Annotated in this window: 17 protein-coding genes and 5 pseudogenes; 15 read left to right on the top strand and 7 right to left on the bottom strand. The window is 63.6% G+C overall.

Annotated features, from left to right (window positions below):
* Positions 1–46 precede the first annotated feature (46 nt).
* From ACNQVK_RS03485 to ACNQVK_RS03435, 11 genes and pseudogenes are all read left to right on the top strand, one after another.
* Positions 47–1288, top strand: a complete 1242-nt coding sequence (locus ACNQVK_RS03485; protein WP_047040730.1) for an IS110 family transposase — start codon at positions 47–49, stop codon at positions 1286–1288.
* 158 nt (positions 1289–1446) lie between these two features.
* Entirely contained in the window at positions 1447–2760 is a 1314-nt protein-coding gene (locus ACNQVK_RS03480; protein WP_047040733.1) for an IS256 family transposase, read from the top strand.
* 170 nt (positions 2761–2930) lie between these two features.
* The gene (locus ACNQVK_RS03475; RefSeq protein WP_047040736.1) at positions 2931–4394 is read left to right on the top strand and encodes an aromatic ring-hydroxylating dioxygenase subunit alpha; all 1464 of its coding nucleotides are present in this window, start codon (positions 2931–2933) and stop codon (positions 4392–4394) included.
* Between the two features lie 8 nt (positions 4395–4402).
* The gene (locus tag ACNQVK_RS03470) at positions 4403–5002 is read left to right on the top strand and encodes a 3-phenylpropionate/cinnamic acid dioxygenase subunit beta (RefSeq protein ID WP_095795377.1); all 600 of its coding nucleotides are present in this window, start codon (positions 4403–4405) and stop codon (positions 5000–5002) included.
* A complete protein-coding gene (locus ACNQVK_RS03465) occupies positions 4999–5331 on the top strand; it encodes a hypothetical protein (protein ID WP_047040740.1) in 333 nt (110 codons plus the stop codon). The genes ACNQVK_RS03470 and ACNQVK_RS03465 overlap by 4 nt, the downstream gene beginning before the upstream one ends.
* 18 nt (positions 5332–5349) lie before the next feature.
* The gene (locus ACNQVK_RS03460; protein WP_047040743.1) at positions 5350–5544 is read left to right on the top strand and encodes a ferredoxin; all 195 of its coding nucleotides are present in this window, start codon (positions 5350–5352) and stop codon (positions 5542–5544) included.
* Positions 5544–6776: an NAD(P)/FAD-dependent oxidoreductase gene (locus tag ACNQVK_RS03455; protein ID WP_047040745.1), complete on the top strand. Its 1233-nt coding sequence runs from the start codon at positions 5544–5546 to the stop codon at positions 6774–6776. The genes ACNQVK_RS03460 and ACNQVK_RS03455 overlap by 1 nt, the downstream gene beginning before the upstream one ends.
* Entirely contained in the window at positions 6776–7522 is a 747-nt protein-coding gene (locus ACNQVK_RS03450; protein ID WP_047040748.1) for a class II aldolase/adducin family protein, read from the top strand. The genes ACNQVK_RS03455 and ACNQVK_RS03450 overlap by 1 nt, the downstream gene beginning before the upstream one ends.
* 106 nt (positions 7523–7628) lie before the next feature.
* Positions 7629–8048 (top strand): annotated as a pseudogene (locus tag ACNQVK_RS03445) (class II aldolase/adducin family protein); the annotation flags it as partial.
* 106 nt (positions 8049–8154) lie between these two features.
* Positions 8155–8574 (top strand): annotated as a pseudogene (locus tag ACNQVK_RS03440) (class II aldolase/adducin family protein); the annotation flags it as partial.
* A 56-nt stretch (positions 8575–8630) separates the two neighbouring features.
* Positions 8631–9422, top strand: coding sequence for an IclR family transcriptional regulator (locus ACNQVK_RS03435; protein WP_047040750.1), 792 nt, complete (start codon positions 8631–8633; stop codon positions 9420–9422).
* A gap of 267 nt (positions 9423–9689) precedes the next feature.
* On the opposite strand, the pseudogene ACNQVK_RS03430 reads toward ACNQVK_RS03435, so the two are convergent.
* The 5 genes and pseudogenes from ACNQVK_RS03430 to ACNQVK_RS03410 all read right to left on the bottom strand — a co-directional run.
* Positions 9690–10751, bottom strand: a pseudogene (locus tag ACNQVK_RS03430) (ISL3 family transposase); the annotation flags it as partial.
* Between the two features lie 126 nt (positions 10752–10877).
* Positions 10878–11300, bottom strand: coding sequence for a hypothetical protein (locus ACNQVK_RS03425; RefSeq protein WP_156525812.1), 423 nt, complete (start codon positions 11298–11300; stop codon positions 10878–10880).
* On the bottom strand, positions 11297–11515 hold the full coding sequence (locus ACNQVK_RS03420) for a hypothetical protein (RefSeq protein WP_047040755.1): 219 nt from the start codon (positions 11513–11515) through the stop codon (positions 11297–11299). The genes ACNQVK_RS03425 and ACNQVK_RS03420 overlap by 4 nt, the downstream gene beginning before the upstream one ends.
* A 94-nt stretch (positions 11516–11609) precedes the next feature.
* Positions 11610–11987: a hypothetical protein gene (locus ACNQVK_RS03415; protein ID WP_047040757.1), complete on the bottom strand. Its 378-nt coding sequence runs from the start codon at positions 11985–11987 to the stop codon at positions 11610–11612.
* 264 nt (positions 11988–12251) lie between these two features.
* Complete coding sequence (locus ACNQVK_RS03410) at positions 12252–13571, bottom strand: IS256 family transposase (protein ID WP_016894482.1); 1320 nt, start codon at positions 13569–13571, stop codon at positions 12252–12254.
* A gap of 59 nt (positions 13572–13630) precedes the next feature.
* Between ACNQVK_RS03410 and ACNQVK_RS03405 the strand changes: the two genes are divergently transcribed.
* Positions 13631–13936: a transposase gene (locus tag ACNQVK_RS03405; protein ID WP_418028588.1), complete on the top strand. Its 306-nt coding sequence runs from the start codon at positions 13631–13633 to the stop codon at positions 13934–13936.
* Positions 13937–13941: 5 nt separating this feature from the next.
* Positions 13942–14826 carry an IS3 family transposase gene (locus ACNQVK_RS03400; protein ID WP_082901982.1) on the top strand — a complete coding sequence of 295 codons (885 nt, stop codon included), beginning with the start codon at positions 13942–13944 and terminating at the stop codon, positions 14824–14826.
* A 523-nt stretch (positions 14827–15349) separates the two neighbouring features.
* Here the strand turns inward: ACNQVK_RS03400 and ACNQVK_RS03395 are convergent.
* Positions 15350–15676: pseudogene (locus tag ACNQVK_RS03395) on the bottom strand (transposase); the annotation flags it as partial.
* A gap of 77 nt (positions 15677–15753) precedes the next feature.
* On the opposite strand from ACNQVK_RS03395, the pseudogene ACNQVK_RS03390 reads away from it, so the two are divergent.
* A pseudogene (locus ACNQVK_RS03390) lies at positions 15754–15903 on the top strand (IS1634 family transposase); the annotation flags it as partial.
* A 582-nt stretch (positions 15904–16485) separates the two neighbouring features.
* Here ACNQVK_RS03390 and ACNQVK_RS03385 read toward each other — a convergent pair.
* Positions 16486–17397: an alpha/beta fold hydrolase gene (locus tag ACNQVK_RS03385; RefSeq protein ID WP_157894438.1), complete on the bottom strand. Its 912-nt coding sequence runs from the start codon at positions 17395–17397 to the stop codon at positions 16486–16488.
* Positions 17398–18109: 712 nt separating this feature from the next.
* Here ACNQVK_RS03385 and ACNQVK_RS03380 point away from each other — a divergent pair.
* On the top strand, positions 18110–18943 hold the full coding sequence (locus tag ACNQVK_RS03380) for an MFS transporter (protein WP_052773276.1): 834 nt from the start codon (positions 18110–18112) through the stop codon (positions 18941–18943).
* Positions 18944–18974 lie beyond the last annotated feature (31 nt).

Genomic DNA, 18974 nt, shown 5'->3' with positions numbered 1-18974 from the left:
GGCAGGCATCACCACCCATTGAAACAAGCAGGTTAGGAGGTGTCCCGTGGACTTGGTTCATGAACGTGCCGCGGGCATTGATATTTCCAAGGGTGACGCGAAGGTCGCCATCCGGTCCCCGGGCAAGCGTGCCGGGACTTTTTCCACCGAGGTCACCACCTGGGGTTCCACCACCAATCAGATCCTCGCCCTGCGGGACATGCTGGTCGCCGCGAAGGTCACCACGGTGGTCATGGAGGCAACCAGTGATTACTGGAAGCCGTTCTACTACCTGATGGAGGACCTCCTGCCAGTGATGCTCGTCAATGCGAAGGCGGCCCGCAACATTCCCGGGCGAAAAACTGACGTGTCCGACGCTTCCTGGTTAGCTCAGCTCGGTGCGCACGGGCTGCTGCGCCCTTGTTTTGTCCCGCCTCAACCGATCCGCGTACTTCGGGATTTGACCCGGGCACGAACCATCGCCACCCAGGACCGGACCCGGGAAGTCCAACGACTGGAGAAATTTCTGGAGTCTACCGGCCTTAAGCTCTCGGACCATGTTTCGGACCTGATGGGTGTCTCCTCCCGGGCCATGCTCAAGGCACTTATCAAGGGTGAGCGGGATCCGCAGGTGTTGGCTGACCTGGCTCGGGGGCGCATGCGCGTGCGGGTTCCCGAGCTCGTAGAGGCGCTGACCGGACGCTTCGAGGTGCACCATGCTTATCTTTGCAACATGCATCTGGAACGCATCGATTCCATCACTCGGTGCGTCGAGGAACTCACCACCCGCATCAACGAGGCGATGGAACCCTTTCAAACGGCACGGGAATTTCTAGCTACCATTCCCGGGGTCTCCACCCTCGTGGCCGATGTCATCATCGCCGAAACCGGGGCAGACATGAGCTCCTTCCAGAGCCCGGGCCGACTCGCATCCTGGGCGGGCCTAAGCCCAGGATCCAACGAGTCTGCCGGCCGGGCAAAGTCCACCAGGACCCGACCTGGGAACCGCTATCTCAAGGGCGCTCTGGGCGTCGCGGCCTTGTCGATTTCCAGAAACCCCAAGAACAGCTACCTCGGGGCACGCTATAAGAGACTCATTGTGCGCCGCGGCAAGATGAAAGCCATCGTCGCCACCCAACACTCCATCCTCACCGCCGTCTGGCACATGCTCGCGGACGGCGAGTGCTACCACGACCCAGGATCCGACTTCTTTACCAAAAAGGACCCCACCCGCACCAAGAACAACGCCATCCGCCGCCTCCAAGAACTCGGCTACAACGTCACCTTAAGTAACCAGGAGGCAGCCTGACCCACCTTACTTTCGTATTAGGCACGCACCCCATTTCGCGAGGAGCAATGATCAGAACCTGTGGATCCCGGGAGGACGCACCTTCCCGGATGATGATCTTTGACGAAACAGGATTCTGATCAAGACCAGCGTTGGCGCGCTGGCGGGAAGGCACGCCCGTGCTCACGGTAGTACACGAAGGCCGAGACCCGAACGAGGCCGGCGACGCCGCCGGTGCAGGCCGGTCGCTGCTCGATGAGATCGTTCGCGACGGTGCCCGGCAGATGCTCGCCGCAGCCCTGCAGGCCGAGGTCGCCGATTACATCGCCCGGCACGCCGGTGAAGTCGACGACAACGGCCACCGCCTCGTCGTACGCAACGGCTACCACACCGAACGCGACGTGATGACCGCCGCCGGTGCGGTGACGGTGAAGGCGCCACGGGTCAACGACAAGCGCATCGATCCCGAGACAGGCCAGCGTAAGAGGTTCTCGTCGGCGATCCTGCCGGCCTGGGCCCGCAGGTCCACCCAAGTGTCCGAGGTGTTGCCGCTGCTGTACCTGCACGGCCTGTCGACCAGCGACTTCGGGCCCGCCCTCGAGCAGTTCCTCGGCTCCGGTGCCGGCCTGTCGCCGGCCTCGATCACCCGGCTGACCGCGCAGTGGCAGGACGAGGCGAAAGCCTTCGGACAGCGGGATCTCTCGCAAGTCGACTACGTCTACCTGTGGGTCGACGGCATCCACCTGAAGGTGCGGCTCGAGCAGGAGAAACTCTGTCTGCTGGTCATGCTGGGGGTGCGGGCCGACGGACGTAAGGAACTCGTCGCCCTGGCCGACGGCTACCGCGAATCCACCGAATGCTGGGCCGATCTGCTGCGGGACTGCCGCCGCCGCGGAATGCGGGCCCCGGTGCTCGCGATCGGGGACGGCGCGCTGGGATTCTGGAAGGCACTGCGGGAAGTGTTCCCCGACACCCGCGAACAACGCTGCTGGTTCCACAAGCAATCCAACGTCCTTGCAGCACTCCCGAAGTCCGCGCATCCCGGCGCGTTGGCGGCGATGAAGGAGATCATCGGAGCCGAGGACATCGACAAGGCGCAGATCGCGATCGCGGCGTTCGAACAGGACTACGGTGCGAAATATCCGAAGGCAGTGAAGAAGATCGTCGATGACGCCGATGTGTTGCTCGAGTACTTTCGGTATCCGGCCGAGCATTGGGTGCATCTGCGTACGACGAATCCGATCGAATCGACTTTTGCGACGGTGCGGCTTCGGACCAGGGTGACCAAGGGTCCGGGTTCACGAGCGGCGGGGATGGCGATGGCCTACAAGCTGATCGAGGCCGCGCAGTCGCGGTGGCGGGCGGTCAACGCACCGCAGCTGGTCGCACTGGTGCGAGCGGGCGCGCTGTTCCACAAGGGCAAGCTCCTCGAACGGCCGGTCGACATCACCCCGGAACCCTCGCCCGACACTCCGGTGTCCGAGGTCGCCTGACGACCCCCGATCCACAGGATTTGACTATTCCTCTTTCGCGAGCACTTTAGATGAGTCTCGTCGGGGGCTTGACGAACGCCACACTTTAAGTCATTCTCTTTCTAAAAGAAACTATCTCTGATTACCAGAGATGACTGGCGTCTTGCCGGCCCGGACAAGGAGATCCATCAATGACTGACCACAGCGGCGTGATTCAGGATGTACGGCAGGGCATGATCCCTGCACACATTTACAACGACAAAGAGATCTTCGAGCTTGAAAAGGAGCGGGTCTTTGGTCGCAGCTGGCTTTTCGTCGCCCACGAATCCGAGGTGCCCGAAGCTGGCGACTACGTGGTGCGCCGCGTCCTGGAAGACTCATTCATCATTTCCCGTGATGAACATGGAGAAATCCGGGCACTGTTCAACATGTGCCTTCACCGCGGCATGCAGGTCTGCCGCACGGAGATGGGAAACGCTTCCCACTTCCGTTGCCCGTACCACGGGTGGTCCTACCGTAACGACGGCCGCATAGTCGGACTGCCCTTCCACAAAGAGGCATACGGCGGCGAAGAGGGCTTCAAGAAGCAGGGGCAGACGTTGCTGCCTGCTCCTTCCCTGGGCATCTACAACGGCCTTATCTTCGTCAGCCTGGATCCTGACGCAGAGCCGTTGGAGGACTTCCTGGGTGACTTCAAGTTCTACATGGACTACTACACGAAGCAAAGCTCCGGCGGGATTGAACTGCGCGGGCCGCAGCGGTGGCGGGTCAAGGCCAACTGGAAAATCGGAGCCGAAAACTTCGCCGGCGACATGTATCACACCCCCCAGACCCACACCTCCGTCGTCGAAATTGGTTTGTTCCGCGAACCAAAGGCGGAAAAGCGCAAGGACGGGACAACCTATTGGGCCGGCAACGGCGGCGGAACTACCTACAAGCTTCCCGAAGGAAGCCTGGAGGACCGCCTCCGCTACGTGGGCTACCCGGACGAGATGATCGCCCGCATGAAAGAGCAGTGGAGCCAGGAGCAGCTCGACGTCGTGGGCAAGGACGGGTTCATGGTGTCGGCGGCGTCGGTGTTCCCGAACATGAGCTTCGTGCACAACTGGCCACGGGTCGAAGAAGACTCCGATGAAGTGCTCCCGTTCATCTCCATCCGGCAGTGGCAGCCAATCAGTGAAGACGAGACCGAGATCGTATCGTGGTTCGCCGTCGACAAGAACGCGCCCGAAGAGTTTAAGGCACTTTCCTACAAGGCCTATCTCATGTGCTTTGGCAGCGGCGGCATGTTCGAGCAGGACGACGTGGAAAACTGGGTTTCCTTGACCAGCACCGCCGGCGGCCCGATGGCACGGCGCCTGCTGCTGAACAGCCGCATGGGCATGCTGGAAAACGGACAGAACGTCGTCGAACCCCTGACCCCCGAGCAGTACTCCGGCCCCGGCTCGACCCGCGTCGGATACAGCGAATACAACCAGCGTGAACTGCTCCTGCGATGGGCCAACCATCTTGAACGACCGATGGAAAAAGCGGCCCAGGTGCACGTCGGCAGCAATCCGGTGCAGGACTGTCCGTCTGACACCCCGGATTCTTTCCCGGCTCCCGCTGAGCACAACGGGCACGCCCCGGCAATGACCGTTTCGAAGGAGGGCTAGCCGTGGGTATTGAAGCCGTAACCGAACGCAGCAACAAATCTCTCTCGGAGCAGTCGGTGCTGGGAGGGCACGCCCCCCGTACTCAGAGGACGGGTGACTCCCTGCCGTTCAATGATGAACTTCATCTGCAAGCCCACAAGTGGCTTGTCGATGAATCCTATTTGCTCGACGCACAGGAGTACGACGAGTGGCTGAGCCGCCTCACGGACGACGTGCACTATCTCATGCCGGTGAGGGTGACCACTGCCCTCGGGGCCGGTTACAGCACGTCTCCCGGGATGGCGCACATGGATGAAAACAAGTACTCGCTGAGCCGCAGGGCGGCGCGCTTCGCCACGGAACACGCCTGGACCGAAGACCCTCCGTCGCGGCTGCGCCACTACGTCACCAACGTCCGGACGTTCCGTACCGGTAACCCGGATGAGATCATCGTGGATTCGGCGGTCCTGCTGTTCCGCAGCCGGGGCGACGTCCGCGAGGCCGCGACCGTGTCGGCAGGCAGGGAGGATCTGCTGCGCCGCACCGGCTCCGGCTGGCAGCTCGCCCGCCGCACCATCATGGTCGACGAGGCGGTCATCCGGATGCAGAATCTGGCCATATTCCTATGAAACTCGAATGGGAAGGCGAAGAGGAGGACCGCCTTGCCGCCATTCGAGCGGCGGAGGAGCGCGACCGGCTGGAAGCACGGGTCAACGGCGCTCCGATCGTGATCGCCAACGAATTCTCCGAAGTCCAGGTAAGCCGCGTCGAGACGCGGAACGGCTCGCGGCTGATGATCAAGTCCCCGCGCTCCGGCCAGTGGGTGTCCCTGTGCCCCCTGGAGCTGGAAGCCCTCACCTGGCAGGCGCCGGCAACCTTCTCGGCCATGATCGGGCATCCGTTCGGGCCGCTTGTCACCGAGGACGAGCAGCCGCCCCAGAACAAAAACAACATCTAGAGGCCAAGGAGATTGACAATGCCTACCGTAAAAGCAGATCTGCAAGCCTGCCAGGGCTACGCCAACTGCGTCGTTGGGGCACCCGACTACTTTGATCTGGATGACGACGGAATCGTTGTTCTCCTCAGGACCAAAGTTCCCGAGGCCGAGCGTTCCCGTGTCACCGAGGCTGCCCGCAGCTGCCCGGTGTCCGCCCTAGTAGTGGAGGACTGATGAACACGACCACAGTTATCGTCGGCTCCTCAACCGGCGGCGTGCGTGCTGCCCAGTCCCTGCGCCTGGAGGGGTATGAAGGCGACATCGTCCTCGTCGGTGCTGAGACGGAACTCCCGTACGACAAGCCGCCGTTGTCCAAATCCGTCCTCTCCGGCAAAGCAGAGGAGTCGTCCATCCGCCTCCTTACCCGCGAGCAGGCGGAGGAAGCCAGCATCCGGCTGCTGCTCGGGCACGCCGCCACAGGCATCGATGTCGCCGGAAACCTGTTGTACCTCCAGGACCACGAACCCCTACACTTCGACAACCTTGTGATCGCCACGGGCGCATCTGCCCGACCCTCACCCTGGGGCCAACGGCCCGGGATCCACGTGCTCCGTTCCCTGGACGATGCCCGGAAACTGCGCGCCGACCTCCTCAAAGGCGGGGAACTGGCAGTGATCGGCGCCGGTTTCATCGGTGCCGAAGCAGCCGCGACGGCACGTACGCTCGGTCTGGAAGTGACAGTCATCGACCCGATGCCCATACCAATGAGCCGCATCTTCAACGCCGAAATCGCACAGCTGTTTGGAGAACTCCACCGCAACAACGGCGTCACCACGATCTTTGGCACCGGAGTCGAGGCCATTGAGGGCGAGCACGGGTCCTTCAGCGTCAGGCTTACCAACGGCCAGACAGTACAAGCCGCCACCGTTCTCATCGGGATCGGCGCGGTTCCCAACGACGCCTGGCTGGCCTCCTCGGGACTGCTGGTGGACAACGGCGTCGTGCTGGACGAGTTCTGCAGGGCTGTGGACGCCCCGAACGTGTATGGCGTCGGCGACGTGGCGCGCTGGCGGCATCAGAAGCACGGTGCGGACATCCGGATCGAGCACTGGACAAACGCGGTTGAGCAAGCCTCATGCGTCGCCCACAACATCACCCATCCGGACAGTCCCCGCGAGTACACACCGGTTGAATACGTCTGGAGCGACCAGCACGACTGGAAAATCCAGGTCGTCGGTCGCGTGGGAGGCAACGCCGACCATGTCCTCATCGGAGACCCTGAGCTGCACGGTCGGTTCGCAGCGCTCTACACCACCGACGGAGTGGAACTGTACGGTGCCGCGATCGTGAACTGGCCGAAGGCCCTGCTTGCCTGCCGCCGCGGCATGGGATCAGGGATCGGCGTGCAGGAACTGCGCGACAAACTCGAGCTCCTGCTCGAGCCCCGGCCGACGGCGGCACTCTGATGCGGGGAAGTCAGCCGCCGGTGGTCCACGAAGAGCAACGGCAGGCCATCGCAATGGCCTGCCGGGTCCTGGCCGGCCGCGGCCTCGCCGACGGAATCCTCGGCCACATCAGTGCGCGAACGGGGGAGAACGAGCTCTTGGTCCGTTGCAGGGGTCCCAAGGAGCGTGGCCTCGCGCACACCGAAGCCAACGACATCCGGCTGGTCGACCTCGACGGCAATCCCGCCGCCGAAGGCGAGCTCGACAGCGGCTACACGGTCCCCAACGAGCTGCCTCTGCACACCGAGCTGCTGCGGCGGCGCCCGGATATCAACTCCGTTGTGCATGCCCACCCCCCGCAGGTCGTGGCCGCCGACTTGGCAGGGCTCGCTATCCGGCCGATCGTCGGGGCGTTCGACATCCCGGGCACCCGCCTGGCGGCAGACGGAATACCCGTCTACCCCAGAGGAGTGCTCGTGCGAAACCGCGAGCTCGCAGCGGAAATGCTCGACGCCATGGGCGATCGGCCCGTGGTGCTGCTGCGCGGACACGGCCTCACCAGCGCGGCGCCGACGATGGAGCAGGCGGTCCTCCAAGCCATCAGCGTAAACACCTTGGCAGGCCTGTCGCTTCAGATCACAGCAGCCGGAGGGCAGCTGCACGACCTTCCCGGTCCCGACATGGCGGAGCTGCCAGATCTCGGAGGGCCGTTCAACATCGCGACCGCCTGGCGACACGAGCTCGCCCGGCTGAGCGTCAGCCCATGAAGCCGGCCAGCGCGGCAGTGCCGACAGTCCCGCCGACGCTGGGTACGATACAAGGCATGCGATCGACAGAGACAGAAGACGGATCCAAATACGGTCCGCCGCCGCAATACCCCCCCCGCAGGTCGTGGCCGCCGACTTGGCAGGGCTCGCTATCCGGCCGATCGTCGGGGCGTTCGACATCCCGGGCACCCGCCTGGCGGCAGACGGAATACCCGTCTACCCCAGAGGAGTGCTCGTGCGAAACCGCGAGCTCGCAGCGGAAATGCTCGACGCCATGGGCGATCGGCCCGTGGTGCTGCTGCGCGGACACGGCCTCACCAGCGCGGCGCCGACGATGGAGCAGGCGGTCCTCCAAGCCATCAGCGTAAACACCTTGGCAGGCCTGTCGCTTCAGATCACAGCAGCCGGAGGGCAGCTGCACGACCTTCCCGGTCCCGACATGGCGGAGCTGCCAGATCTCGGAGGGCCGTTCAACATCGCGACCGCCTGGCGACACGAGCTCGCCCGGCTGAGCGTCAGCCCATGAAGCCGGCCAGCGCGGCAGTGCCGACAGTCCCGCCGACGCTGGGTACGATACAAGGCATGCGATCGACAGAGACAGAAGACGGATCCAAATACGGTCCGCCGCCGCAATACCCCCCCCGCAGGTCGTGGCCGCCGACTTGGCAGGGCTCGCTATCCGGCCGATCGTCGGGGCGTTCGACATCCCGGGCACCCGCCTGGCGGCAGACGGAATACCCGTCTACCCCAGAGGAGTGCTCGTGCGAAACCGCGAGCTCGCAGCGGAAATGCTCGACGCCATGGGCGATCGGCCCGTGGTGCTGCTGCGCGGACACGGCCTCACCAGCGCGGCGCCGACGATGGAGCAGGCGGTCCTCCAAGCCATCAGCGTAAACACCTTGGCAGGCCTGTCGCTTCAGATCACAGCAGCCGGAGGGCAGCTGCACGACCTTCCCGGTCCCGACATGGCGGAGCTGCCAGATCTCGGAGGGCCGTTCAACATCGCGACCGCCTGGCGACACGAGCTCGCCCGGCTGAGCGTCAGCCCATGAAGCCGGCCAGCGCGGCAGTGCCGACAGTCCCGCCGACGCTGGGTACGATACAAGGCATGCGATCGACAGAGACAGAAGACGGATCCAAATACGGTCCGCCGCCGCAATACCCCATCGAGTCTGTTGATAACGCCCTGCGGCTGCTCCTGCTGTTCGAAACCCAGCCCAGCATCAGGCTGACCGATGCCAGCACTTACTTGGGCGTGGCGTCGTCGACGGCGCACCGGCTGATGGGCATGCTTCTCTACCGTGGCTTCGTTCGGCAGAACCCGGCGACCCGGGCCTACGAACCTGGGCAGGCGCTGAGCTCGATTGCCTTTGCGATCAGACGGCAGGTGGACATCCGGACACTGGCCCGGCCGGTCCTCGAGCGGATCTTCGAACAAACGGGAGAAACCGTCCACTTCGCCAGGCTTGAGAGGACTGACGTCCAATTCATCGACGCCATCGAAAGCAGGCGAGCGGTCCGCGTCGGTTCCCGCCAGGGCCTCACCTTGCCAGCAAACTGCACTGCGACTGGTAAAGCGATGCTGAGCCTCCTCGGTGAGAAGCAGCTGCGGAATCTGTACCCAGGGCAGGAACTCCCCAAGCTGACTACCAACTCAATTACCTCCAGGTCGGACCTTGAAAGGGAGCTCGACGAAATCCGGCACAGGGGTTACGCAAATAGCCGCGAAGAGAGCGAAGACGGGGTGACATCGGTCGCCGCCGCGGTTGCCGGCCCAAGCGGCACTGTCTACGGAATCAACGTATCTGTGCCGGCCCACCGCATGTCGGAGGAGCTTCGCAGCGACCTCGGGGGCATGCTCCGGGCAGCCGCAGAAGAACTCCAGGGGCGCCTGGTCTAGAAGACTTAAAGCGGCTTCGCGTTTAGGCATGGTTGGTCTGTTTGTTCCGGTAGGGGCGGTGGCCGCCGGCGGCCAGTAGGCATCTGAGTCTGTAGTTGGTGAAGTTGCGGAAGCCGCGGGCGATTCGGCGGGTGGTTTCGATGACGCCATTGAATCGCTTCGGTGGGTCCGTTGGAAGCGCCGTGGGTGTCGAAGTAGGCTAGGATCGCTGTCTTCCATTGAGTGTCCGCCCGAGTCGGGCGACTTCCGGGATGGGGAGGTCGGGAATGATGTGATTACTTCGTTGACGAGTTCCCGGCCCCGCTCCGGGCGGGCGTGGTAGATGTTGCGGAGCTTCTGGTAGCACTGCCAGGCCAGGGTGACTTCGTGGCCGTGATCCCCGGCGCTGAGCTTAGCATCGAGCCGGGCGGCTTGTTTGTCGGTGAGGTGTTCGGCGCCGATCTGCAGGGTTCGACGGATTCCGTAGAGCGGGTCGCCCTTGCGGCCGCGGTGTCCCAGGGTGTCCTGCTGGACCCGGCGGCGGACCTCGTCGATCATGGCCGAGCCGAGCTTCACGACATGGAACGCGTTCAGAACGGCGATGGCTTCGGGCAGCTCGTCACGGATCGCGTTCGCGTAGCCGCGGAACGGATCCAGCGCGGCGGTCTTGATCCCGGCAGTGAACCCTGCGCCGCGTTCTTTGAGCCAGTCCGCATAGGCCTTCCCCGACCGGCCCGGAACCAGGTCAAGCAACCTGGCGTGCACCACCCCCGCGGGGTCGCGGGTGTGGTCCACGATCCCGGTGACCATGCCGGTTCCGGGCGGGCCGGTGTGGGACCAGACATGCTCATCGACCCCGAGCGCATCTACCCCGGTCAGCCGGCCGGTCGATGCGATCCGCCGGGTGGCTTCGATCCTGACCGCGTCCCAGACGGTGTGCCAGGAGACGCCGAGCTGATGGGCCAAGGCGGAGACCGAGGTGTCGAAATGCTGGAGCGCATCGGTCGCCCACCCGGCGGCCCTGGCGGTGAGCTTCGCCCGTGGTCCTGCCAGCGGGTGCTCCTCTGTGAACGTCGTTCTCGGGCAGTCCGGGTCCGGGCACCGCCAGACACGTTTGGCCCACAGCAGCCGCACCGGGCGGCCGAAACAGGGAATGTCATGGAGACGGACCTGGCGGCGTCCATGCCCGACCGCGATGACGCCGCAGTCGGCGCAGCCGGTGACGTTCTCCCCGGTTTCGACGCCCAGAAGCAGGCCGGTACCGGTTGCCGTGACGGAGCTGACGCGGACGCCCTCGACACCGAGCAGCGCATCCGCGCGCGTGCACCAGCGGCCACCGGAACACGACATAGAGTTATTCATGTCAGGGTCTCTTTTGGGTATTGGTTGCTTGGTCGCGACCAATTCAAAGAGGCCCTGACCTCTTTCCTGCCGCACCACGCCGCAGCTGCATGCGGCCACGCCCTGCCCCCGGCGTCAGACGGCCCTCACCCTGCTCATCGTCGAAGGCCCAAGGCGACCGGCTTCCCGGCGAACGCGGCCGCAGGCGCCGGACTCCTCCGGCCGCCAGATTGTGTGCACGCCAACGTCGAGCAACTTCCGCTCACCGACGTCCGTGATGACCCAGACAAATCCGTGTTCCGGAAACGTCATGTCAACCCGCCCGTACCACAATGCCCCGGTTTCATGATCCCTCACAGCGATGCGGTGCCCGCGGGCCAGGGACAGGAAGACTTCGATTTCGCATTCTGTCAGCGACTCTTTCAACCCATTCCTCCCCGGCGCTGCGCCGAGAGCCGCCGTACGCAGGGAACAGCCGGCCTGGCGGGCGGCGGGGCAGACCATGCTAAAAACGCTGCCAGCCGGCGCGCCGGAGAGATCGCTCTGCTGTCCGTTCATCGCAGCCCGCTCCCCCACCTTTCGAGTGTCACACCGCGTGGAACGTCGCTGTCCAGGCGCGCTTCATAGCGGCCCGGGGCGAGGCGGGCCACCGAGATGCCGACGTGTTCAGCCATCGCCGCCGGCTTCAGCAGATCCACCGCTTCATCCAGGGCGGCGTCCAGTTCTTTTCGGGTGTGAACGGCGACGACGAGACAACCGGGTGCTGCGTGCATGGTCAAATCCTTAATCTGAGGGCGGTGATCAGTACTTTGGGACACGCCAAATGTCCCTGGGACGGAACGGAGGAGCGGCAGCCCGCCGGCATGATCAAGCCAGGGCCCAAATCCCGGCGGCCCCGGCGGAACCTAGGGGACCAAGGCTTCCGGCAGAAGAAGGGGCAGGACCGTGGAACGCTGCAGAACGGCGGCGGTTTACCTCCGACAGTCCCATGATGGTGGCTTCAACATCTTCCAGGGATTGCTGAATCCAGGCGAGGGCGGCCAGGTCATCGGAACTGTGGGCCGCGTCGATTGATGACGCCTCTAGGAGCGCAGCCCGGCGGCTGATCCTGCCGGAAAGTTCGAGGATCAACGGCGGAATCATGGCCAGGGATTCACCCCGCGTTAGGTGCGCGAAGGCTTCTTTTCCAGCGCCACGGTGGGTGACGGCGACCGTGAGGGCCAGATCTGAGGAGTTTGTGGTCATGGGTCTGTCCTTCAGGTTGTTCAAAGTCCTGGTCTTTTCGGAGTGCTTCCGGTACGACGGAAGGGGAGTCTCGGGTGGTTCGTCCCGCCGCAGATCGTCCGCGCCGCAGGCACACTGAGGTGTACTACTGATGTGAGACACAGTTTGAAAGGATTGTGCTCATGTCTGCTCGACCTACCTATTCCGATGAGTTCAAGGCTGATGCCGTTGAGCTCGTGGTTTCATCTGGCCGAGTAATTGTCAATACCTGTGGATTGGTGTTTTTCAGGCGACCTCCGTTCCGGTCGGGGTGGCCGGGTTGTCGGCCGGTTCGGGTGGGGTGATGTCGACGGGTCGTTCGAGCAGTTTGCCTTTGTGGAACACCGCTCCGGCCCGGACCAGGGCGACCAGGTGCGGGGCGTTCACCGCCCGCCAGCGGGCTTGTGCGGCGTCAATGAGCTTGTAGGCCATGGCGATACCCGCCGCGCGGGAACCCGGCCCCTTGGTGACCTTGGTGCGCAACCGGACCGTGGCGAAGGTCGACTCGATCGGATTGGTGGTGCGCAGATGTACCCAGTGCTCGGCGGGATAGTGGTAGAACTCCAGCAGCACATCGAGGTCGTCAACGATCTTGGCCACGGCCTTGGGGAACTTGGCGCCGTAGTCCAGTTCGAAGGCTTTGACCGCGACCTGCGCGTGGTCGATGTCCTCGGCGCCCGCGATTTCCCGCATCGCCGCGATCGCCCCCGGATGCGCCGACTTCGGTAGTGCGGCAAGGACATTGGCCTGCTTGTGAAACCAGCACCGCTGCTCACGGGTATCGGGGAACACCTCACGGACCGCTTTCCAGAACCCCAGAGCACCGTCCCCGACCGCGAGCACCGGGGCGCGCATGCCACGGCGCCGGCAGTCCCGCAGCAGATCCGCCCACGAGTCCGCTGATTCGCGGTACCCGTCGGTCAGCGCGACCAGTTCCTTGCGGCCGTCGGCGCGCACCCCCAGCATCACCAGCAGGCACAGTTTGTCCTGCTCCAGGCGGACCTTGAGATGGATGCCGTCCACCCACAGGTACACATAATCGGTGCCCGACAGGTCCCGGCGGCCGAACGCGGCGGCCTCGTCCTGCCACTGCGCGGTCAGTCGGGTGATCGCCGGAGCCGAGAGCCCCGCCCCCGAGCCGAGGAACTGCTCCAACGCCGGACCGAAGTCGCTGCTGGACAGGCCATGCAGGTACAGCAACGGCAGCACCTCGGCCATCTGCGGGGACTTACGCGCCCACGCCGGCAGTATCTTCGACGAGAATCGTTGCCGCTCACCGGTTTCCGGATCGACCCGTTTGTCGTTGACCCGCGGCGCCTTCACCTCGATCGCCCCAGCGCCGGTGAGCACCTCCCGGACGTTGTGGTGGCCGTTGCGGACCACCAGCCGGTGCCCATTCTCGTCGACCTGATCGACGAACTGGTCGACATAGGCGGCGACCTCGGCCTGCAAAGCGGCGGCCAGCATCTGCCGGGCACCGTCGCGGACAATCTCATCCAACAACGACCGACCGGCACCGCTGCGGGTGTCGTTGGCCTGCGCGACATCGTGAACTACGGTGAGCACGGGCGTGCCTTCCCAACCAGCGCGCCAACGCCGGTCTTGATCAGAAACGAACTGGACTTGTGATCATCCCCGGGAAGGCGCGCCCACATTCACGCCGCCCTACCAAGGCTCATCCACAGGTTCTGATCATTGCTCCATCTGGCCGTTCGCCGGCTTCTGTCGCTCCGGAGCTCGGCATTTCCGTCACCGCGTTGAAACGCTGGGTGCGGGTGTCCCGTGAGGGGCAACCAGGCGGTGGGGGGAAACCGGATGATCCGGTGGATCCTGCGAAATACAAGGCGTTGGAAGCACGGATGCGTGAGCTGGAGAGGGAGAACGATTTCCTGAAAAAAGTTTCGGCGTTCTTCGCCAAAGAACAACGGTAGAGGACTTGTACCGAGTTGTTCAGGAGAAGAACGCCGACTTCCCGGTGGCCTGGATGTGCCGCCAGCTTGGTCTCCCACGGGCGACGTATTACCGGCGGCTGGACGCCGGCGACACCCCGACTGCGCTGCGCCGCCGGGAACTGACGGATCAGGTGAAGACCGTCTTCGATTCCTCCGACGGGATCTTCGGGCACCGCATGGTCCATGCGAAACTTGCCGCCGCCGGCATCGAGGTTTCGGTGGGCACTGTCGCGGGGATCATGGCCGAAAACGGGTGGGCGGCAAAGCGGATGAGAGCGTTCAAGCGCACCACGATCGCCTCGGATCCGGATAAAGTCTTCGAGGACCTCATCGGCCGGGACTTCACTGCAGAAGCCCCTGGAACGCGTCTGGTGGGCGATATTACCTACCTGCGCACCGGCGAAGGGTGGCTGTATTTGGCCACTGTCATTGACCTGTGCACCCGCATGGTCGTCGGCTGGGCCATGGCTGAGCACATGCGCGCCTCGTTGGTTACCGGAGCCCTGACGATGGCCAGGGACAGCGGCCACCTGAGCCCCAACGCCATTTTTCACAGCGACCACGGAACGCAGTACACCTCCCGGGAAATGGGCGCCTGGTGCGCAGGAAACAAGATCCGCCAATCCATGGGCGCCACCGGGGTGTGCTGGGACAATGCAGTCGCAGAATCGCTGTTCTCATCCCTGAAAAACGAGTTCTACCATCACCACAGCTTCACCACCCGCCAGGACGCCAGACGGGCGACCATGCGCTACATCGAAGTGTTCTACAACCGCTGGCGCCCTCACACCAACAACGAGGGTCTGCCGCCCGCGACAGCAATGGCCAACTTCACAACCAGAAACCAGCCGCTTCCCGCTGCTGCCTGACCGAAAAGAAACTACCCGACTGTCTCACATCCTTGACACACCTCACACCGTCCGCCACCGGAATGGGCCTGCGGCACGGACGGTCTGCGGCTCTACAAGCCCGGGCGCACCTCCCGATCGACGCAGCCAAATACGAAACGGCAGCTTTCAAGGCCGCGTTCTCCACGGCCCGGTCTTTGGTTTCAACAACACCGACCGTCAGTGCCCCTGCCCGGCCGAGACATCAACCATGCTTAACTGCGAAGGGCCCTTAAAGCGACCCCGTACTGCTCCGGCAGTACTTTCCAAAGGGCACGGACCTGAACGTGTGGAGTTAGACCAGCTCGATGACGTCTGCGACGGACTCAACGACAGGCCCCGAGCATGTCTCAACGACCGCTCGCCACGGGCAGCCATGCAACGATTAGGACACCGGATGCAAACACATCTAATTCGCAACGTTCACTAGAAACCGCCCCGTATATCGGGGGCTGATCCTCGGCGCCAACGCAGCACGGGACCTTCGCAGCAGGGCCTATCGGCACCCCTCCCGGTCCCGCGGAACGTCGATCTGCACCGGGCCTGTCGTCTCCGTCAGCACGGTCTGGGACCGCGTTCCGTTGCGCGAGTTGGCAGTATCCTTCGCCGCCGTGTCGTGCCGTTCATAACCGAGGTGCTCGGTCAGTTCCTCGTCCAGGGCGGTTTCGATGACGGTCTTGGTCAGCTGCTTGAGCAGTCCGTCAGGACCGGCCAGGGACAGCCCCTGCTCCCTCGCCATCCTGACCAGCTCGCGGGCAGCCTCGGCCTCGGATTTCTCTGTCAGTTCGTCAACGGTTTTCGTACTCGGCACAGCCTCAAGTGTTGCGGCCATATCGGGCTCCTTCCCGCCAGGCTTGCCGCCCCGGCGTGTCGAGCCGGATACACCGTTAATTCCCCAGTCCCTGCCCGGGCAGCACGCCGCTGAAGAAGGCGAGGTTCCTGAAGGTCACCGGCGCCGAGAAGATGTCCGCAGCAGCGGTGATCGGCGCGTATCACGACCTGTGGCAGGTTGAGGCGTCCTTCCGCATGACCAAGTCCGATCTGAAGGCCCGGCCAGTGTGAGCCCCGCCCGGCACCGATCTCAGACCCAGAACCGGCCGCAGCCGAGGGCTTCCACGATGGGGACCGCTTCTTCCTCCGCCCCCTCTGGCGGGGCCAGCCAGTGGCCCGTGGAAGGGGGAGCGGAATCAGGGGTAGAATCCACCCCGCGGGAGGACCGCCATGCCCCAATGCGGGCCGCCCTGCGGCTGTCGCCCGCCGAAGGATCCCGCGCTTGTGCGTCATCCGGCGCCTGCGCCGGGCCCGGCGCGCTGAGCGCAACCGGCACACCAGCCCGGGCAACAATTCCCTCAACCGGGTTCGTCCGGGGAGGACGGAGCCACGGGCGCCGCGATCTCTTTCACGGGCACATCACGCCCAGCCGAAAACCGCCGCTGTCTTCGGCCCCTCTCCCAGAGCCCACCGTGGTCGCCGGAAACCGGACACGAACAGGGGGGCCACTTCAAGAGATACAGGCCAGTTTGTCCGCGATCGCGGTGTTCGACTCGCACGCCGAAGCCAGCAGCACGATCTGGGCGCGCTGCGCCAATCCGGCACGGACTCGAAGACCCCGTCAAGCGGGATAGTTCCCCAGGATCACCATCAACGACGCGTCGCATAGCTGGCGCTGCGACGGCCTGCGTAGTCCGCCAGGATTCGAACGAAGTCCTCGGTTCGCTCCGCGAAGACGTTGTGGCCCGCGGTTCCCAGGATGTGCAGGCTCGTGGTCTCCGAGACGAGGGCGAGCTTCTGGTAGAAGGCGATGCCCAGGTCAACCGGCGCCGAGCGATCGTCGCGGCCCCAGACGACTTCGACGGGAATATTGACCTCGCCGGCGAAGAGGCGAGCGCGGATGTCGTCCTTCGCCGCCTGAAGACTCGGCTCCCAGTATTTCTTCTCAACCATCGGGTAGGTCTTGAGGGCGTTCTGGTGGTTCTCCTTGACGTACTTAGCGGCGGCCGCATTGATTTGTTCCTGCGGCACCGGGGTCACGTACAGCGCACGGAAGTAGGCTCCGCAGATCTCCTCCGGAGACGCGTCCGCCGGAAGCGAACGCGTGATCGCGTCGTAGAACTCAACGTCGCGGAACTTAGCGTCGGTGCCAGCGAGCGTCGCGCTCGACACGATGAAGAGACCTTTGGTCGACTCCGGCATGTCAAGAGCGAGCTTGCTCGCCAGCAGGCCACCGCGCGAGTGCCCGACCAGAATCATGTCCTCGAGTCCCAGAGCGTCGATGAAGCCCCTGGCGTGCTTGACCACCGCATCGAACGTCCACTCGGCATGCGTCGGCGCGAGGTCAGTCTCTCCCTGCCCCAGCTTGTCGAAGGTCACGACGCGGAAGCCCTTGTCGACCAGAGGAGCGATGACGGGAGCCCAACCATCCCCGCCGCCCGGCATGCTCATACCCGAGTGGCCACCGTGGATCAGGAGGATGACCGGACCCTCGCCCTGATCGATATAGCGCGTCCTGATTCCGCCGACGGATATGTAGTTCACGGACAGGTCTGTGTTCAACTCAAGCCTCCTGATCAAAGCAACTGGCTCGCCTATGGGGCGAGTATCTGCCATTTCTGTCACACAGAGAAGCCTTCTGTCAAGAGGGATCCGTGATTCAACGCCGGTGACAAGTTGAACGCCCGCGATCGCCGTCGACATCCCGGTCGTCGGTTGACGCTCGTTGTGCGCCAGCTGCTGATGGGGCCCGCCGAGCCCATCCCGATTGGTACGCCTTGGTTGACGTGAATACACGCCGATACAACAGCAACCACAACCGGCTGGCTGCCAGGCGCCATACCAACATCCGTGCGCCTACTCGACATTGGCTCTCCACGGCTCCACTGGGCCGCCTGGCCAGCGTCAACGCGATCGAGTAGGCGGGCGACCGCCACGAGCTGCGAAGCCCGGATTGAGCGGAACCATTGACGAACGACGAGCGAGTGGATAGCACCCATCAGAGTCACTCTCTGCCTAACAGAGGGCAGTGGCCCACAGGCCATCATGCTCCAACTGGAATGCAGCGCCAGGTCAATCTCCCCCAGGAAGAGAGATTGACCTTCGACGTGAAAATGCTCTCGAGCGAGACAAAAAGCTTCTGCGACGCGACATGCCGTCGCGTGTTCGACACAACTTCGCTTCAAGTGGTCGGATGCATCAGTGATCGCGAATTAGACACATGGAGAAGTTCGACATTCTCACCCTCCGCCTATTAGAGAAGGAAGACTGACCAATGAAACAAACACTGTCCAAATTCGAGTCTGAGTCGGTACGTACCCACTCTCGCCGTGCCGCCATCGCCGCCGCAGCCGGTAATGTCTTGGAGGGTTATGACATCGGGATTTATGGCTATTCGGCGGTTATCCTCGCCAAGCTCTTCTTTTCTGACAACGGAACCGGCGCGTTGATCTTAACCTTTGCCGTCTTCGCCTCCGGCTACCTCACGAAGCCACTGGGCGCCGTGCTGTTTGGCCACATTGGAGACCGTTACGGCCGGCGCTTGGCTCTCGTTACTTCAGTCCTGCTCATCGGTATTTGCACGGTACTTATTGGTGTGCTGCCAACCCAGGCCTCCATCGGAATTTCTGCGCCTATCCTACTTACAATTCTCCGCCTGCTCCAGGGCATCGCAGCTGGAGGCGAATCATCTGGCTCGGCCATCTTTATGGTTGAGTCGGCCCCGCCCGCGCACCGCGGCCTCTACGGAAGCTGGCAGCAGGTAAGTACAGCTGGAGGTCTATTGCTTAGCTCGGGAGCGATTGGTGTCCTGTCAGCCGTATTCACTCAGGAAGAAATTTTCGTTTGGGCATGGAGGATCCCCTTCCTTCTCGCCATATTCACAACTCTCGGAGCCCTGTGGCTGCGCCTCGGAGTCGAGGAGACCCCCACGTTTGAGGCACTCGAAAAGAGTGATGCAGTTGTGCACAACCCATTGATGGTTAGCATCAAAAAATTCTGGAGAGAGATAGTCGTGACCATCGGGGTCGCGAGAGCAATGATCAGAACCTGTGGATCCCGGGCGGGCGTGCCTTCCCGGAAGATGATCTGCAAGGAATCCGAATTCTGATCAAGACCAGCGTTGGCGCGCTGGCGGGAAG

The sequence above is a fragment of the Mycobacterium sp. 134 genome (genome assembly GCF_048282715.1).
Lineage (GTDB): Bacteria > Actinomycetota > Actinomycetes > Mycobacteriales > Mycobacteriaceae > Mycobacterium > Mycobacterium septicum.
The sequence above is the reverse complement of the archived record's forward strand: the minus strand, read 5'-3'. Positions and strand labels throughout refer to the sequence as shown.

Coding starts and splice junctions, on each gene's coding strand:
- ACNQVK_RS03475 (WP_047040736.1), top strand. CDS start 2,931: ATGACTGACCACAGCGGCGTGATTCAGGATGTACGGCAGGGCATGATC.
- ACNQVK_RS03465 (WP_047040740.1), top strand. CDS start 4,999: ATGAAACTCGAATGGGAAGGCGAAGAGGAGGACCGCCTTGCCGCCATT.
- ACNQVK_RS03460 (WP_047040743.1), top strand. CDS start 5,350: ATGCCTACCGTAAAAGCAGATCTGCAAGCCTGCCAGGGCTACGCCAAC.
- ACNQVK_RS03455 (WP_047040745.1), top strand. CDS start 5,544: ATGAACACGACCACAGTTATCGTCGGCTCCTCAACCGGCGGCGTGCGT.
- ACNQVK_RS03450 (WP_047040748.1), top strand. CDS start 6,776: ATGCGGGGAAGTCAGCCGCCGGTGGTCCACGAAGAGCAACGGCAGGCC.
- ACNQVK_RS03435 (WP_047040750.1), top strand. CDS start 8,631: ATGCGATCGACAGAGACAGAAGACGGATCCAAATACGGTCCGCCGCCG.
- ACNQVK_RS03425 (WP_156525812.1), bottom strand. CDS start 11,300: ATGAACGGACAGCAGAGCGATCTCTCCGGCGCGCCGGCTGGCAGCGTT.
- ACNQVK_RS03420 (WP_047040755.1), bottom strand. CDS start 11,515: ATGCACGCAGCACCCGGTTGTCTCGTCGTCGCCGTTCACACCCGAAAA.
- ACNQVK_RS03415 (WP_047040757.1), bottom strand. CDS start 11,987: ATGACCACAAACTCCTCAGATCTGGCCCTCACGGTCGCCGTCACCCAC.
- ACNQVK_RS03380 (WP_052773276.1), top strand. CDS start 18,110: ATGAAACAAACACTGTCCAAATTCGAGTCTGAGTCGGTACGTACCCAC.